Here is a 15,294-nt window from a genome sequence, read left to right on the forward strand (position 1 = left end):
CAGGGCGACCGAGGCGACCGAGGCGGCCGAGGGTGACCGAGAAGACCGCGGCGACCGGCCTGCGGGCGGCCGCTCGCGAGCGGTGGGCGGCGGATCCGTGGCGGGACCTCGTCGTCGGGACCGCCCGTCGGGCCCCTGCTCCCCAGGCCGCCCGTCCTGTCCCGCCGGGCCTCTGGCTCCCGCCCCGCCCGGCCCGTGGGCTCCCGCGCCGCTCTCCGGGCGCGGTGGATTCTCCCCACCCATAAACCGGGCCTTCATTACCCATAAGTCGGCCTTATGAGGTCATAGCCTGGACCCGCCTACTGACTTAGGTTTGCCTCAGTTTAGGCTTCCCGTCGAGTCCCCCGCCCCTGCTCGAAGGGAACCTGATCATGCCTCGCCCTCTGCGGGTAGCCATTGTCGGAGCCGGCCCCGCCGGAATCTACGCCGCCGACGCGCTGCTGAAATCCGCAGTGGCCGCCGAGCCCGGTGTCTCCATCGACCTGTTCGAGCGGATGCCGGCCCCGTTCGGTCTCATCCGCTACGGCGTCGCCCCCGATCACCCCCGGATCAAGGGCATCATCACCGCCCTTCATCAGGTGCTCGACAAGCCGCAGATCCGCCTCTTCGGCAACGTCGACTACCCGCGCGACATCAACCTGGACGATCTGCGCGCCTTCTACGACGCGGTGATCTTCTCCACGGGCGCCACGGCCGACCGGGCCCTCGACATCCCCGGCGTCGACCTCGACGGCTCCTACGGCGCCGCCGACTTCGTCTCCTGGTACGACGGTCACCCGGACGTTCCGCGCACCTGGCCGCTGGAGGCGGAGAAGGTCGCCGTCCTCGGTGTCGGCAACGTCGCCCTCGACGTGGCCCGCGTCCTGGCCAAGACCGCGGACGAACTGCTGCCCACCGAGATCCCGCCGAACGTTTACGAGGGGCTCAAGGCCAACAAGGCCCTCGAGGTCCACGTCTTCGGCCGCCGCGGCCCGGCGCAGGCGAAGTTCAGCCCGATGGAGCTGCGCGAGCTCGACCACTCGCCGAACATCGAGGTCATCGTCGACCCCGAGGACATCGACTACGACGAGGGCTCGATCGCCACCCGGCGCGGCAACAAGCAGTCCGACATGGTCGCCAAGACCCTGGAGAACTGGGCGATCCGCGACGCCGGCGACCGCCCGCACAAGCTGTTCCTGCACTTCTTCGAGTCGCCCACCGAGATCCTCGGCGAGAACGGCGAGGTCGTCGGCCTGCGCACCGAGCGCACCGCCCTCGACGGCACCGGGAACGTCAAGGGCACCGGCGAGTTCAAGGACTGGGACGTCACGGCGGTCTACCGCGCGGTCGGCTACCTCTCCGACAGCCTGCCCAAGCTGCCCTGGGACGTCGACTCGGGCACGGTGCCGGACGCGGCCGGCCGGGTCCTGGAGGACTCGGGCGACCACCTGGCGTCCACCTATGTCACCGGCTGGATCCGGCGCGGCCCCATCGGCCTGATCGGCCACACCAAGGGCGACGCCAACGAGACGGTCGCCAGCCTGCTCGACGACCACGCCAACGGCCGTCTGCTCACGCCCTCCTCGCCCGAGCCGGAGGCCGTCGACGCCTTCCTCGGCGAGCGGGACGTGCGCTTCACGACGTGGGACGGCTGGTACCGGCTGGACGCCGCGGAGAAGGCGCTGGGCGAACCGCAGGGCCGGGCGCGCGTGAAGCTCGTCGAGCGCGAGGACATGCTGCGGGAGAGCGGCGCCTGAGTCACCGGAGCCCCTGGGCGGGGCGGTTTTGAACGCGTTCAAGTCGGGGCGTACGCTACCGGCATGAGCGACAGAGCCGCCCTGCTCAAGGGCATCCGCGCGTGGCTTGCCTTCTTCGTCGTCAGCCTGGTGCTCAGTGGCGCCACGGCCTTCCCGCTGGTGCACGAACTCCACTGGACCGAGGACCTGTTGAGGGCCCTGTCCGTGCCGGAGCACCTGCCCGCCCTGATGGACTGGATCGAACGGGTCCGCGACGGCCTGGACACCGCCGACGCCCAATACCCGTTCCTGCTCTACGGAACGGACTGGCTGGCGTTCGCGCACCTGGTGATCGCGGTCGCCTTCTACGGCCCGTACCGCGACCCGGTCCGCAACATCTGGGTCGTCGAGTTCGGGATGATCGCCTGCGCGGGTATCGTCCCGCTGGCCCTGGTCTGCGGACCGATCCGCGGAATTCCCTTCTGGTGGACGGTCATCGACATGTCCTTCGGAGTCTTCGGCGTGATCCCCCTGTACGTCGTACGGAAGAGGATCAAGCGCCTGGAGGCGCTCACCGCGGACCGGGTGACCGCTCAGGTGCCCGCCACCACCTGAGCGGCCGTGCCCGCTAGCTGAGTGCCGCGAGCCCGATCCGCTGGGACACCGGGTTCGTCGACTCGCTCTTGGCGTCGGTGGAACCGACGGAGTACACGAGGGTGCGGGACAGGTCCCGGGTGGCCGCGACGAGCGCGCTGTAGCCGTACCGGGCACCCGACTTGAGCCAGTACACCCGGCCCCCGTACGCGAAGCGCTGGAGTCCGGCGCTCATGTCGGCGCCCTTGATGTCCGAGGGCACGGTGAACATCTCCTCCAACTGCCGTGCCGGGACCAGGTCGCCCCGGAACAGCCGCGTGATCAGGCGCTCCAGGTCGGCGGTCGTGGAGATCATGTCGCCGGCCGCCCAGCGGTCGGCCTGGTTCCAGTCGGTGACGTCCACGAACGTCGTCGTGCCGTCGGCCCGCCGCACCGCCTGGTAGCCGTGGTTGTGCCGGCCGCGGATGCGCGGGTCGGTGCCGGGGAAGTACGTGTCGCGCATCCCCGCCGGCCGCAGGATCCGCCGCTCCGCCTCGTGCGCGTACGTGTGCCCGGTCACCTTCTCGATCAGCAGGCCGAGCACCGTGTAGTTGATGTTCAGGTAGTGCTGTCGGGCACCCGGCGTGAACTCCGGTCCCTTGGCCGTCGCGGAGGCCACGACCGCGCGTGGCGTGAGGGTGTCGAAGCGGTGCGCGTACACGTCCTCGAACGTGTCGCCGAAGCCGTCACCGGGCTGGATGCCACTCGTGTGGTTGAGCAACTGCCGTACGGTGACGGGCTCGAAGTCCGCGGGCAGGAGCCCGGGGAGGTACCTCTGCACGGGGGTCCCCAGCCCGATCCGGCCCTCGGCCGCGAGTCGGAGGACGACCGCCGCGGTGACGACCTTCGTGGTGGAACCGGCGCGGAAGCGGGCGCCCGGATCGGCCGCCCGTCCGCTCTCCAGGTCGTGCACCCCCGCGCTGCCGCGCCAGGTGCCGTCGCTGCCGCCGACCCGTACGAGGGCCGCCGTCGCGTCCGTGTCCGGGAGCCCGGCGAGCGCGGCGCGCAGCGCGGCGGCGTCGGGTCCGGCCGCCGTCCGTGCCGGCGCGGTGGCGGGGGATGCGAGGGCCGGGGCGCCCAACGGTCCGGCCGCGAGACCGAGAGCCAGGGCGGCGGCGAGGGCGACTGCTGGGCGGCGTAAGGACATCGTGTGCTCCTGAGGGCGAGGCGCCGGGTGAACACGGATCATCCTCCGGCGGCACCTGGCCCCGCGGATCCTCAACAGGGAGGGCACCGACCCCGGTGTCCGGGCGAGGGGCACCCCTAAGGGGCAGCTCGTCACGTGTGCCGACGACCTCCGCGCCGGACGTCCGGGCGCCCGCCCGGACACCCCGACGACGACCGGCGGCCGGGGGTCCGGCCGCCGGTCCGGGTGGCTCAGTTCCCGCGCAGCGAGATCAGGGTGTCGACGCGGTTGGTCGTGATCGAGTCGACGCCCACGTCGAGCAGCCGGCGCATCGAGCGACGGGTGTCCGGGGTCCACACGGAGAGCAGGTGGCCGTCGCGGTGGACGCGGTCCACGAGGTCCCGGTCCACCAGCGTGAAGCGGTAGTTGAGCCAGCGCGGCTTCACGGCGTCGAGCAGGGTCGGGCGTGGCGGTGCCAGGGTCGTCCAGGTCAGCGCGATCTCCGCCGACGGGTCGACGGCCCGCACCGCGAGCATGGCGGGGGCCGCGGCGCAGTAGTACACCCGCTCCGCCGCCCCGCAGGTCCGCACCACGTCCACGATCTCGCGCACGACCCTCGCGCCCGGCGAACCCGGAAGGTCGATCAGGACCCGGGTGTCCCCGGTCGCCCCGAGGGCCTCCGCCAGCGTCGGCACCCCGTCCGCCGTGAGCCCCCGCACCTCGTCGAGGGAGAGCGAGCCCAGCGGCCGGTCGTGTCCCCACAGGCGTTTGAGCGTCTCGTCGTGCAGCAGTACGGGTACGCGGTCGCGGGTCAGCCGTACGTCGATCTCGACGGCGTCCGCGCCCCGGTGGAGCGCGGAACGCAACGAGTCGGTCGTGTTCTCGCGGACGCGGTAGGGGTCGCCGCGGTGGGCGACTGCGGTCACGGTGCGCATGTGGCCATTGTGCTGGGTCAGAGGGCGAGCCAGGTCGCGGTGTACGTGTCGATCTCCGCGGCGAGCCGCGCCTTGCCCGCCGCGTCGAGGAACGACGCCCGCACCGCGTTCCCGGCGAGCTTCGCCAGCCCCTGCTCGTCGAGGCCGAGGAGGCGGGCGGCGACCGCGTACTCGGTGTTGAGGTCGGTGCCGAACATCGGCGGGTCGTCGGAGTTGACGGTGACCGTCACCCCGGCCGCCACGAACTCCTTGACGGGGTGCTCGTCGAGGGTGCGGACCGCGCGGGTGGCGATGTTCGAGGTCGGGCAGACCTCCAGGGCGATGCCGTGCTCGGCGAGATGGGCGAGCAGTTTCGGGTCCCGCGCGGAACTCGTGCCGTGGCCGATCCGTTCGGCACCGAGGAAGTTCAGCGCGTCCCAGACGGTCTCCGGGCCGGTCGTCTCCCCGGCGTGCGGCACCGACCGCAGTCCCGCGGCGCGGGCCTGGTCGAAGTACGGCTTGAACTGCGGCCTCGGTACACCGACTTCGGGGCCGCCGAGCCCGAAGGAGACGAGCCCCTCCGGCCGCAGCCGGTCGTCGGTCGCGAGCCGCACGGTCTCCTCGGCGGCCTCCAGACCGGCCTCGCCCGGGATGTCGAAGCACCAGCGCAGGACGACACCGAACTCGGCCTCGGCGGCCTTGCGGGCGTCCTCGATCGCGTCCATGAACGCGCGCTCGTCGATTCCCCGCCGGGTGGAGGACCACGGAGTGATCGTCAGCTCGGCGTAGCGCACCTGCTGGCGCGCCATGTCCCGGGCCACCTCGTACGTCAGCAGCCGCACGTCCTCGGGGGTGCGGATGACGTCGACGACGGACAGGTACACCTGGATGAAGTGGGCGAAGTCCGTGAACGTGAAGTAGTCCGCGAGCGCCTCGGGGTCGGTCGGCACCCGGGAGTCGGGGTGGCGGGCGGCGAGCTCGGACACGATGCGCGGGGAGGCGGAACCGACGTGGTGGACGTGCAGTTCGGCCTTCGGCAGCCCGGCGATGAAGGAGTGCAGGTCGCGGGCGTCGTCGCGTGCGGTGATGTGCTCGGTCAAGGGTTCCTCCCCGGAACGGCGTCCGCGGGTCGTGCGCGGCGGGACGCGGGTGATCGGCTGATCGATGACTCGGGGATCATCGTAGGCGGCGGCCCCCGCGGGTGCGGGTCCGGCGCGTCCGGCACCCCCGGCGTCGGCCGCCGCGCGACGGAGATCCACCGGCCGCGCCCGGGCCGTAGCATGACGTCACTCAGGAGAGAGGGGACCTCGCGCATGTCCGACGACGCCCGGAGGCCGGAAGTGCCGCACGACGAGGGCGCGTGGATTCCGCCCGGCCAGGGGAACGTGTGGGCCGCGCCGGGCGAGGGGGACCCGGCGCCGAAGCCGGGGGAGTCCCTCGCCGCGAGTTCGACGCCGGGCGCCGAACCGGCGGACGCGATACCGGGGGTGATACCCGAGGCGGGAGCCGAGGCGAGACCCGCGGCCGACCGCACCCTCGTCGACACCTCCGCCCCCGCCCAGGATTCCGGCCCCGCCCTGGCCTCCGGCTCCGCCCCTGTCGCCCCTCGGGCGGCGAGCGGCGCGGACAGCGCGTTCGACGGCGGTCCGACGGACTCCGTCCCCGGGCGGAACACCGCGCCCTTCGCCGCCGCCCCCGACACCCGGGTCTCCCTCGGGAAGGGCGCCACCGGGGAGTCCGAGCCCAACCCCTGGGCGCCGCCCGAGGAGATGGCCTCACCCGCCGGGAGCGCGCGGGGAGGCGCGTGGCAGAACCCCACACCTCCTCCGGTGCACGGCCTGCCGACGATGACCTCGCTTCCCGGCGCACCCGTCCCGCCGGGACCCGGAATTCCCGGGGGTCCCTCCCCGGACAACCCCTTCGCGCCGCCGGGGGCCCACACCCCGTACCCGCGGCCCGCCCCGGGCGAGTTCGTCCCCCCGCCGCCGATCGCCCCCGGCGGCCCGGGCCCGCTCTCGTACGGCCCGGGCTACGGATATCCGCAGTACGGCGCCCCCCACCCCGGTACCGCCTACCCGGGCGGACCGGGCTACGGCTGGCCCCTGACGCCCGCCCCGAGCAACGGCATGGGGACCGCCGGTCTGGTGCTGGGCATCATCGCGGTGGTCCTGTTCTGCGCGTGGCCGCTGGCGATCGTGCTGGGCGTGCTCGCGGTGATCTTCGGCCTGATCGGCCGGGCCAAGGCGCGCCGCGGTGAGGCGACGAATCCGGGCCAGGCGCTGGCCGGAGTGATCTGCGGAGCCGTGGGCGTCGTCCTGGCCGTCGCCCTGATCGTCTTCATCGCCGTCGTGTCGAACTACGACGACGACAGCGACGACCCGTTCGGCGACGACGGTTTCTCCACCTCCCTGGTGACGCACCGGCGATAGCCCGCGGCCCGGACGGCGGGGCGCCGCGAAGTCCTGCGACGAACGCGTCCCGCCGCACCGGCCCCCGGGGTCTCCCGTTCTGCCGGGGAACGGCTCCCGGCGGACCAGGCCCCGCCCCTGGCCGGCCCTCCGGTCGGTTCCGGCAGGCCGTCGGACGCCGGACCGAACACCGGTGCGGGCCCTACGGCCGGGTCACGGGCCCGGTCAGACGGCTTTCGGGGTTTCGTCGCCGACGGCTCCGGCGGTTCCGGCGCCTTTGTCTCCGGGGTGGCGCACGGCGCAGAGGAATCCGACGGCGAGCGCGATGGCCATGCCGTTGAAGACCCACTGGTTGGCCTCGGCGAAGTCCATCCGCACACTCGCCATCGTGTCGCGCATCGCCTCCGCGGCCCGCCCGGTGCCGGTCGGCTGCCGGGCGTCGGCATTGCCCGTGACCGCCTCGGCGATGTCCCTGGCCACTCCGTGGGCCTCGCCCGGGGAAAGGCCCTGGGACCGGAGGGTCGACACGACCTTCTCCGTCGTCTGATGGGTGAGGATCGTCCCGAACACGGCCAGGCCCACGCTCGCCGCGTAGTTGCGCACGGTCTGCGTGACGCCGGTGACCTCGCCGTACGAGGCTCCGATGGCCCGGTTGACGGCGTCCGTGGACGCGGGCGCCAGGATGAAACCGATGCCCGCGCCCGCGAGGGCCACGTACGGCCACTGGTCGTGCATGGACAGGTCGGTCAACTTGTTCGCCCACAGGGCGAATCCGACGGCGCCCAGCGCGGTACCGATCTTCAGCGGCGCCCGGGCGCCCTGCTTGTCCAGCATCCGGCCGCCCCACTGGGAGGCGATCGCGAAGCCCGCGAAGAAGTACAGCAGGTAGAGCGCCGCCTGGTCCGGGGAGGCGCTGAGGGAGACCTGCGCGTACACCGAGGCGAAGAAGAAGACGGGGACGAAGGCGAGCATGGCGAAGAAGAGCACCAGGGCGTCCACCGTGAACGCCTTGTCCTGGAAGACCGCGAGGTTGACCAACGGGTGGCGTCTGCCCCGCTCGTAACGCCAGAAGACGACGAGGACCACCAGACCGCCCACGATGCAGGTCCAGGTCACCGGGCTGTCCCAGCCCCAGGCCGACGCCTGCTGGAACCCGAGCACGCTCAGCCCCATGCCGACCGCGATCAGCACGGCTCCGGGGCTGTCCAGGGGCTCGTCGCGCCGCCGGTCGGGAATGTGCGCCAGCAGGGTCAGGACCAGGGCCACGACGGCGACGGGCACGTTCACCCAGAAGATCGCCCGCCAGGTCCACGCCGTGAGCCAGCCGCCCAGCAGCGGGCCGATGGCGGTCAGCGCTCCGGACAGCCCGAAGAACAGGGCGAGGGCCCGGCCGCGCCGCTCCACCGGGAACACGGCCACGACCACGGCGAGTGCGGCGGGAAAGAGGAGCGCCGCCCCCAGGCCCTGCGTCGAGCGGAAAATGATCATCCAGGTCTGCGCGAAGTCGCCCTCGGGCACACACCCGCAGAGCACCGAGGAGACGACGAACACCAGCGTCCCGGCCACGACGACGCGGCGTGGGCCGAGCAGATCCGCCAGCCGCCCGCCGAGGGCGAAGAACGCGGCCAGCGACAACAGGTAGGAGTTCACCACCCATTGCATCCCGGACGTCGACAGCCCCAGCTCGCGGACGATGTCCGGCGCCGCGATGGAGACGATCGTCTGGTCGATGAACGTCATCGAGACCGCGAAGAGCATGGCCGCGAGGGCCAGTGACTGGTTCGGCGGGCCTGGCGCTGTGGTAGCGGCCTTGTTCCCCGCCGCATCGGTGGCACTCACACGGACATCTTCGGCCGCCCCGCCCGGCTTCGCATCCGCAGCCCGCCACCACCGGACGGTGGTCCCGAGGGCTCACCGGCCGGCCCCGGCACCGCCGCGGACGGGCGATCCGCGGTCTTCGCCGCCGATCGCCGGACCGGTCCTACCGCAGTCGTTCCCGTGCCTCCATGAGGGCGAAGCCGAGGAGATTGGGCCCCCGCCAGCGGCGGGGATCCGACGCCCCCTCGTCGGTCGCCGCAAGTCCGATGCCCCAGATCCGGTCCATCGGGCTCGCCTCGACCAGCACTCTCCCGCCCGTGCCCAGCAGGAACGCCTTCAGCCCGGGGTGGGCGCCGAACTTGTGGACGCTGCCCTCGACCACGATCGCGAACCGCTCGCGACCCCAGACGCCGTCGTCGAAGCCGCGCACCAGCCGCCCGGCCTTCTTCGCCGCCGCGGGGCTCGCCGCGTCAAGCGCCGCGCGCTCGGCCTCCGCGTCGCCGAACAGCCGTGCCTTGGACGCCATCATCCAGTGCTCGGCCGTCGCGTACCGGACACCGTCGACCACGAACGGTGACGGCCACCACTGGCTGAGACAGCTCGAACCGATCTGGCCGTCCGCTCTCGGGCGGTGCCCCCAGAAGTGCAGGTACTTCACCCGCTTCCCCGACTGAACCGCCTTGACCAGTGCTTCCTGCGTGTCGATCTTCCCCATGCACGCCACTGTGACACGCACCACTGACATTCCGTCCCCCCTTTTCCATCATGACTCGACACCTGGTCGAAGGATTCCGTCGCGTAACCAAAAGGCAACAACGGAATCACTTGTTGGAGTCCCTTCGCTCTGTCAGGATCGGCACTCAAATCGAGCTGGAGCTACGCCGACCCCCGTCCCGACGGGGAGGACGGCGGAGGAGAGCGACATGCACAAACCGGGCCATCGCTTCCAGGCGCAGGACCGCCTCGCGGACGGCGCGCAGTACATCGGAGGCCGTCTCCGCAAGGGCACTTCCGGTCGCACGCACGCGGTCGTGAACCCCGCCACCGGCGAAGAGGTGTACACGTACGAGCTGGCGGGCGCCGCCGACGTGGACGCGGCCGTCGCGGCCGCCCGCGCCGCGTTCCCCGGCTGGTCGGGCGCCACCCCGGGGGAGCGGTCCGACGCCCTGCACCGCTTCGCCGCCGTGCTCGCCGAGCGGGCCGAGGAGTTCGCCCAGGCCGAGTCGCTGCAGTGCGGAAAGCCCCTCAAGCTGACCCGCGAGTTCGACGTGCCGGGCACCATCGACAACACCGCGTTCTTCGCGGGCGCCGCCCGGCACCTGCAGGGCCAGTCGGCCGGTGAGTACTCCGGCGACCACACCTCGTACGTGCGCCGTGAACCCATCGGTGTCGTCGGCTCCATCGCGCCCTGGAACTACCCGCTCCAGATGGCCGCCTGGAAGATCCTCCCGGCGATCGCCGCCGGCAACACCATCGTGCTGAAACCGGCCGAGCCGACCCCGCTCACCTCCCTGCTGTTCGCCGAGGCGGCCACCGCGGCCGGCATCCCGGACGGTGTCGTCAACATCGTCACCGGACTGGGCAAGGAGGCCGGTGAGCACCTCGTCGGGCACCCCGACGTCGCCATGACCTCCTTCACCGGCTCGACCGCCGTCGGCAAGCGTGTCGCCGAGATCGCCACCTCGACCGTCAAGCGCCTCCACCTGGAACTCGGCGGCAAGGCCCCGTTCCTGGTCTTCGACGACGCGGACCTGGAGGCCGCCGTGCACGGCGCGGTCGCCGGTTCGCTCATCAACACGGGCCAGGACTGCACGGCCGCCACGCGCGCGTACGTGCAGCGGCCCCTCTACGAAGCGTTCGTGGAGCGCACCGGTGCCCTGATGGCGAGCGTCCGCGTCGGTGATCCATTCGCCTCCGGCACCGACCTCGGTCCCCTGATCTCGCACGCCCAGCGCGACCGCGTCGCCGGGTTCGTCGACCGGGCCCGCGGCTACGCGCGCGTGGTCACCGGTGGCGAGGCCCCACAGGGAGACCTCAAGAGCGGCGCGTACTATGCGCCCACGCTCGTCGCGGACGCCGGGCAGGACAGCGAGATCGTGCAGGCCGAGATCTTCGGACCGGTGCTCGTCGTGCTCCCCTTCGACACCGACGACGAGGGCATCGCGCTGGCCAACGACACACCGTACGGACTCGCCGCCTCCGCCTGGACCCGCGACGTGTACCGGGCGAACCGCGCGACGCGCGAGATCAAGGCGGGCTGCGTGTGGGTCAACGACCACATTCCGATCATCAGCGAGATGCCGCACGGCGGTTACAAGGCGTCCGGCTTCGGCAAGGACATGTCCGCCTACTCCTTCGAGGAGTACACGCAGGTCAAGCACGTCATGTTCGACAACACCGCGGTCGCCAGGAAGGACTGGCACCGCACGGTCTTCGGGGACCGGCCGTAGCCGATCGACCGGCTACGGCCCTGTGGCAGACCAGGCCGCGACCACGGCCGCGACCCTTCCGAAAGGGCATCAGAGCATGGAGCAGTACGAGCCCGAACGCCTGTCCCCGGTGCAACTGGCCGCCATGCGGCGCAGCTTCCGGAACGGCAGGGCGGCCCTCACCCGCCGTTCACTGCTGCGCGCCTCGGCGGGCGGCGCGCTGGCCGTCGGCGGACTCGGGGCGCTGAGCGGCTGCGGGATACCCGCGGCAGGCAAGACCCAGGGCAGCGTCTCGTCGGAGGACCACTCGGCCAAGGAGAAGACCCTCAACTTCTCCAACTGGACCGAGTACATCGACCTCGACGACAGCGGCAAGCACCACCCGACGCTGGAGACCTTCCGCAAGCGGACGGGTATCTCGGTCAAGTACACCGAGGACATCAACGACAACAACGAGTTCTTCGCCAAGATCAAGCCGCAGCTCGCCGCCGGCCAGGCGACCGGCCGCGACCTGATCGTGCTCACCGACTGGCTGGCCGCGCGCGTGATCCGCCTCGGCTGGGTCCAGAAGCTCGACCCGTCCAACCTGCCGCACGCCTACACGAACCTGTCCCCGCAGTTCCGCAACCCGGACTGGGACCCGGGCCGCGCCTACTCGTACGTGTGGCAGGGCATCCCGACGGTCATCGCCTTCAACAAGAAGGCGCTCGACGGGGTCGAGGTGAAGTCGGTCTCCGACCTCCTCGACAACCCGAAGCTCAAGGGCCGCGTCTCGTTCCTGTCCGAGATGCGCGACACCATGGGCATGACCCTGCTCGACATGGGCAAGGACCCGGCGACGTTCACCGACGACGACTACGACGCGGCCATCGCCCGGCTCCAGAAGGCCGTCGACAAGGGCCAGATCCGCCGCTTCACGGGCAACGACTACACGTCCGACCTCACCAAGGGCGACATCGCGGCCTGTGTCGCCTGGGCCGGCGACATCGTCCAGCTCAAGAACGACAGCCCGGACATCGACTTCGTCATCCCGGACAGCGGCTACATGACGTCGACCGACAACCTGCTGGTCCCCAACAAGGCGCGTCACAAGACGAACGCCGAGCGGCTGATCGACTTCTACTACGAGCCGGAGCAGGCCGCCGAGCTCGCCGCGTACATCAACTACGCGACTCCGGTCGAAGGCGTGAAGCCCTACCTTGCCAAGATCGACCAGGACGCGGCGAACAACCCGCTGATCGTCCCCGACAAGGCCATGCAGGCCACGTCCCACTCCTTCCGCGCGCTGAGCCAGAAGGAAGAGACGGCCTACGAAGAGAAGTTCGCGAAGCTCACAGGGGCGTGACGATGATGACTACAGAGAACAGCGGCGACGTCCGCCTCACCGGGATCAGCAAGACCTACGGCGCCTTCACCGCCGTGCAGCCGCTCGACCTGACCGTGCCGCAGGGCTCCTTCTTCGCCCTGCTCGGCGCCTCGGGCTGCGGCAAGACCACCACCCTGCGCATGATCGCCGGTCTGGAGGAACCTTCCTCCGGCACCGTGCACCTCGGCGACCAGGAGGTGACGCACCTGCCGCCCTACAAGCGGCCGGTGAACACCGTCTTCCAGTCGTACGCCCTCTTCCCGCACCTGGACATCTTCGAGAACGTCGCCTTCGGCCTGCGCCGGCGCGGGATCAAGAGCGTCAAGAAGCAGGTCGAGGACATGCTCGACCTCGTCCAGCTCGGCGAGCAGGCGCGCAAGAAGCCGCACCAGCTCTCCGGCGGCCAGCAGCAGCGTGTCGCGGTCGCCCGCGCGCTGATCAACCACCCCAAGGTACTGCTCCTGGACGAGCCCCTCGGCGCCCTCGACCTCAAGCTGCGCCGCCAGATGCAGCTGGAGCTCAAGCGGATCCAGACCGAGGTCGGCATCACCTTCGTCCACGTCACGCACGACCAGGAGGAGGCCATGACCATGGCCGACACCGTCGCCGTGATGAACGCGGGCCGGGTCGAGCAACTCGGCGCGCCCGCCGACCTCTACGAGAACCCGCGGACCACGTTCGTCGCCAACTTCCTCGGCACCTCGAACCTCATCGAGGCCGAGGTCGGCTCCAGGAGCGGCGACGACATCGTGCTCAAGGCGGGCGGCGGCGGACTGGTGCTCCCCGGGGCACGCTGCTCCGCGCCCGCCACGACCGGCGGCAAGGTGCTGGTCGGGGTCCGCCCGGAGAAGGTCTCCCTCACGCACGCCGACGACGCGGGCGAGATACCCGCCGGCCGCAACCGCATCACCGGCAGGATCGCGCACTCCAGCTTCATCGGCGTCTCCACGCAGTACGTCATCGACAGCGCCGTCTGTCCCGAGTTCGAGGTCTACGCCCAGAACGTCGACCGGGACTCCCGGCTCGCCCCCGGCGCGGAGGTCGTCCTGCACTGGAACCCGGCGCACACCTTCGGCCTCGACGCCGACCAGGACATCGACGCGGGCGTCGAAACGGTCGAGGAGGCGGCCGCCTGATGGCCACCGTCACCGAGGCCGAAGCGCCACCGCTCGCGCCGCGGCCCGCCGCGAAGCCGCCCAGGAAGCGGGGCCGTCTCGTCCCGTACTGGCTGCTGCTGCCCGGCCTGCTGTGGCTGGTCGTCTTCTTCGCGCTGCCGATGATCTACCAGGCCTCCACGTCCGTGCAGACGGGCTCCCTGGAGGAGGGCTACAAGGTCACCTGGCACCTCGCGACCTACTGGGACGCGCTCACCGAGTACTGGCCGCAGTTCCTGCGCTCGGTGTCCTACGCGGCCGCCGCGACGGTCCTGTGCCTGCTGCTCGGCTACCCGCTGGCGTATCTGATCGCCTTCCGGGCGGGCCGCTGGCGCAACCTGATCATGATCCTGGTGATCGCCCCGTTCTTCACCAGCTTCCTGATCCGCACCCTGGCCTGGAAGACGATCCTCTCCGACAGCGGACCGGTCGTCGGCGCGCTCAACACGCTGCACGTCCTCGACGTCACCAGCTGGCTCGGCTGGACCGCGGGCGACCGCGTCCTGGCGACACCACTGGCGGTGGTCTGCGGTCTGACGTACAACTTCCTGCCGTTCATGATCCTGCCGCTCTACACCTCGCTGGAGCGCATCGACGGCCGGCTGCACGAGGCCGCCGGCGACCTGTACGCCAGACCCTGGACGACCTTCCGCAAGGTCACCTTCCCGCTGTCGATGCCGGGCGTGGTCTCCGGAACGCTGCTGACCTTCATCCCGGCGGCCGGTGACTACGTCAACGCGGAACTCCTCGGCTCGACCGACACCCGCATGATCGGCAACGTCATCCAGACCCAGTTCCTGAGGATCCTGGACTATCCGACGGCCGCCGCGCTCTCCTTCATCCTCATGGCCGCGATCCTTCTGATGGTCACGGTCTACATCCGCCGGTCCGGGACGGAGGATCTGGTCTAAATGCCCTTCGTCAACTGGCTCAAGCGTCATCTCGTCGTCATCGCGGGACTGCTGACGCTCTCCTATCTGCTGCTGCCCAACGTCGTCGTCACGGTGTTCTCCTTCAACAAACCGAAGGGGCGCTTCAACTACGAGTGGCAGCAGTTCTCCACGGACGCCTGGAAGGACCCGTGCGGTGTCGCCGACATGTGCGGCTCGCTCGGGCTCAGCCTCCAGATCGCCGTCTGGGCGACGATCGGGGCCACCGCACTCGGCACGATGATCGCCTTCGCGCTCGTCCGCTACCGCTTCCGCGCACGCGGCGCCGTGAACTCGCTGATCTTCCTGCCGATGGCGATGCCCGAGGTCGTCATGGCCGCCTCGCTGCTCACCCTGTTCCTCAACATGGGCGCCCAGCTGGGCTTCTGGACGATCCTGATCGCCCACATCATGTTCTGCCTCAGCTTCGTCGTGACAGCCGTCAAGGCCCGGGTCATGTCGATGGACCCGCGTCTGGAGCAGGCGGCCCAGGACCTCTACGCCGGCCCGGCGCAGACCTTCCTGCGGGTCACCCTGCCCATCGCGGCACCCGGGATCGCCGCGGGCGCGCTGCTCGCCTTCGCGCTCTCCTTCGACGATTTCATCATCACCAATTTCAACGCGGGCTCGACCGTCACGTTCCCCATGTTCGTCTGGGGTTCGGCACAGCGCGGAACACCCGTCCAGATCAATGTCATCGGTACGGCCATGTTCCTCGTCGCCGTCCTGTTCGTCCTGTCCGGAATGGTCATCGGAAATCGCCGGAACAGGCAGAAGGCATAACGCTCGTCACCCTTGTAGG

General features: G+C 70.7%; 13 protein-coding genes. 8 read left to right on the forward strand and 5 right to left on the reverse strand.

Annotation, left to right across the window (positions count from 1 at the left end):
- Positions 1-371: 371 nt before the first annotated feature.
- Both ACFYW7_RS32635 and ACFYW7_RS32640 read left to right on the forward strand, forming a co-directional pair.
- Positions 372-1,736 carry an FAD-dependent oxidoreductase gene (locus tag ACFYW7_RS32635; protein WP_389508999.1) on the forward strand — a complete coding sequence of 455 codons (1,365 nt, stop codon included), beginning with the start codon at positions 372-374 and terminating at the stop codon, positions 1,734-1,736.
- A 63-nt stretch (positions 1,737-1,799) separates the two neighbouring features.
- Complete coding sequence (locus tag ACFYW7_RS32640; protein WP_389509001.1) at positions 1,800-2,330, forward strand: hypothetical protein; 531 nt, start codon at positions 1,800-1,802, stop codon at positions 2,328-2,330.
- Between the two features lie 13 nt (positions 2,331-2,343).
- Here the strand turns inward: ACFYW7_RS32640 and ACFYW7_RS32645 are convergent, their stop codons facing one another.
- The 3 genes from ACFYW7_RS32645 to ACFYW7_RS32655 form a co-directional block, all read right to left on the reverse strand.
- Complete coding sequence (locus tag ACFYW7_RS32645; RefSeq protein ID WP_389509003.1) at positions 2,344-3,495, reverse strand: serine hydrolase domain-containing protein; 1,152 nt, start codon at positions 3,493-3,495, stop codon at positions 2,344-2,346.
- A gap of 230 nt (positions 3,496-3,725) precedes the next feature.
- A complete protein-coding gene (locus tag ACFYW7_RS32650) occupies positions 3,726-4,409 on the reverse strand; it encodes a glycerophosphodiester phosphodiesterase (RefSeq protein WP_389509005.1) in 684 nt (227 codons plus the stop codon).
- A gap of 17 nt (positions 4,410-4,426) precedes the next feature.
- Positions 4,427-5,554, reverse strand: a complete 1,128-nt coding sequence (locus ACFYW7_RS32655; protein ID WP_389509143.1) for an adenosine deaminase — start codon at positions 5,552-5,554, stop codon at positions 4,427-4,429.
- 147 nt (positions 5,555-5,701) lie between these two features.
- Here ACFYW7_RS32655 and ACFYW7_RS32660 point away from each other — a divergent pair, with 147 nt between their 5' ends.
- Positions 5,702-6,817 (forward strand): DUF4190 domain-containing protein, encoded by a 1,116-nt coding sequence (locus ACFYW7_RS32660; protein WP_389509008.1) that lies wholly within the window; start codon positions 5,702-5,704, stop codon positions 6,815-6,817.
- Positions 6,818-7,021: 204 nt separating this feature from the next.
- Here the strand turns inward: ACFYW7_RS32660 and ACFYW7_RS32665 are convergent, their stop codons facing one another.
- On the reverse strand, positions 7,022-8,554 hold the full coding sequence (locus ACFYW7_RS32665; RefSeq protein WP_389509145.1) for an MFS transporter: 1,533 nt from the start codon (positions 8,552-8,554) through the stop codon (positions 7,022-7,024).
- Positions 8,555-8,777: 223 nt separating this feature from the next.
- On the reverse strand, positions 8,778-9,329 hold the full coding sequence (locus ACFYW7_RS32670) for an NADAR family protein (protein WP_389509010.1): 552 nt from the start codon (positions 9,327-9,329) through the stop codon (positions 8,778-8,780).
- 208 nt (positions 9,330-9,537) lie between these two features.
- Between ACFYW7_RS32670 and ACFYW7_RS32675 the strand changes: the two genes are divergently transcribed.
- The 5 genes from ACFYW7_RS32675 (at position 9,538) to ACFYW7_RS32695 (ending at position 15,275) form a co-directional block, all read left to right on the forward strand.
- Entirely contained in the window at positions 9,538-11,064 is a 1,527-nt protein-coding gene (locus ACFYW7_RS32675) for a gamma-aminobutyraldehyde dehydrogenase (protein WP_389509012.1), read from the forward strand.
- 76 nt (positions 11,065-11,140) lie between these two features.
- Positions 11,141-12,388 (forward strand): spermidine/putrescine ABC transporter substrate-binding protein, encoded by a 1,248-nt coding sequence (locus ACFYW7_RS32680; protein ID WP_389509014.1) that lies wholly within the window; start codon positions 11,141-11,143, stop codon positions 12,386-12,388.
- A gap of 5 nt (positions 12,389-12,393) precedes the next feature.
- Positions 12,394-13,545 carry an ABC transporter ATP-binding protein gene (locus ACFYW7_RS32685; RefSeq protein WP_389509147.1) on the forward strand — a complete coding sequence of 384 codons (1,152 nt, stop codon included), beginning with the start codon at positions 12,394-12,396 and terminating at the stop codon, positions 13,543-13,545.
- Entirely contained in the window at positions 13,545-14,474 is a 930-nt protein-coding gene (locus tag ACFYW7_RS32690; protein WP_389509016.1) for an ABC transporter permease, read from the forward strand. The genes ACFYW7_RS32685 and ACFYW7_RS32690 overlap by 1 nt, the downstream gene beginning before the upstream one ends.
- Positions 14,475-15,275: an ABC transporter permease gene (locus ACFYW7_RS32695; RefSeq protein WP_389509018.1), complete on the forward strand. Its 801-nt coding sequence runs from the start codon at positions 14,475-14,477 to the stop codon at positions 15,273-15,275.
- Positions 15,276-15,294 lie beyond the last annotated feature (19 nt).

Origin of the sequence: Streptomyces sp. NPDC002580, from assembly GCF_042889485.1 — a bacterium.
In the GTDB taxonomy this organism is placed as follows: domain Bacteria; phylum Actinomycetota; class Actinomycetes; order Streptomycetales; family Streptomycetaceae; genus Streptomyces.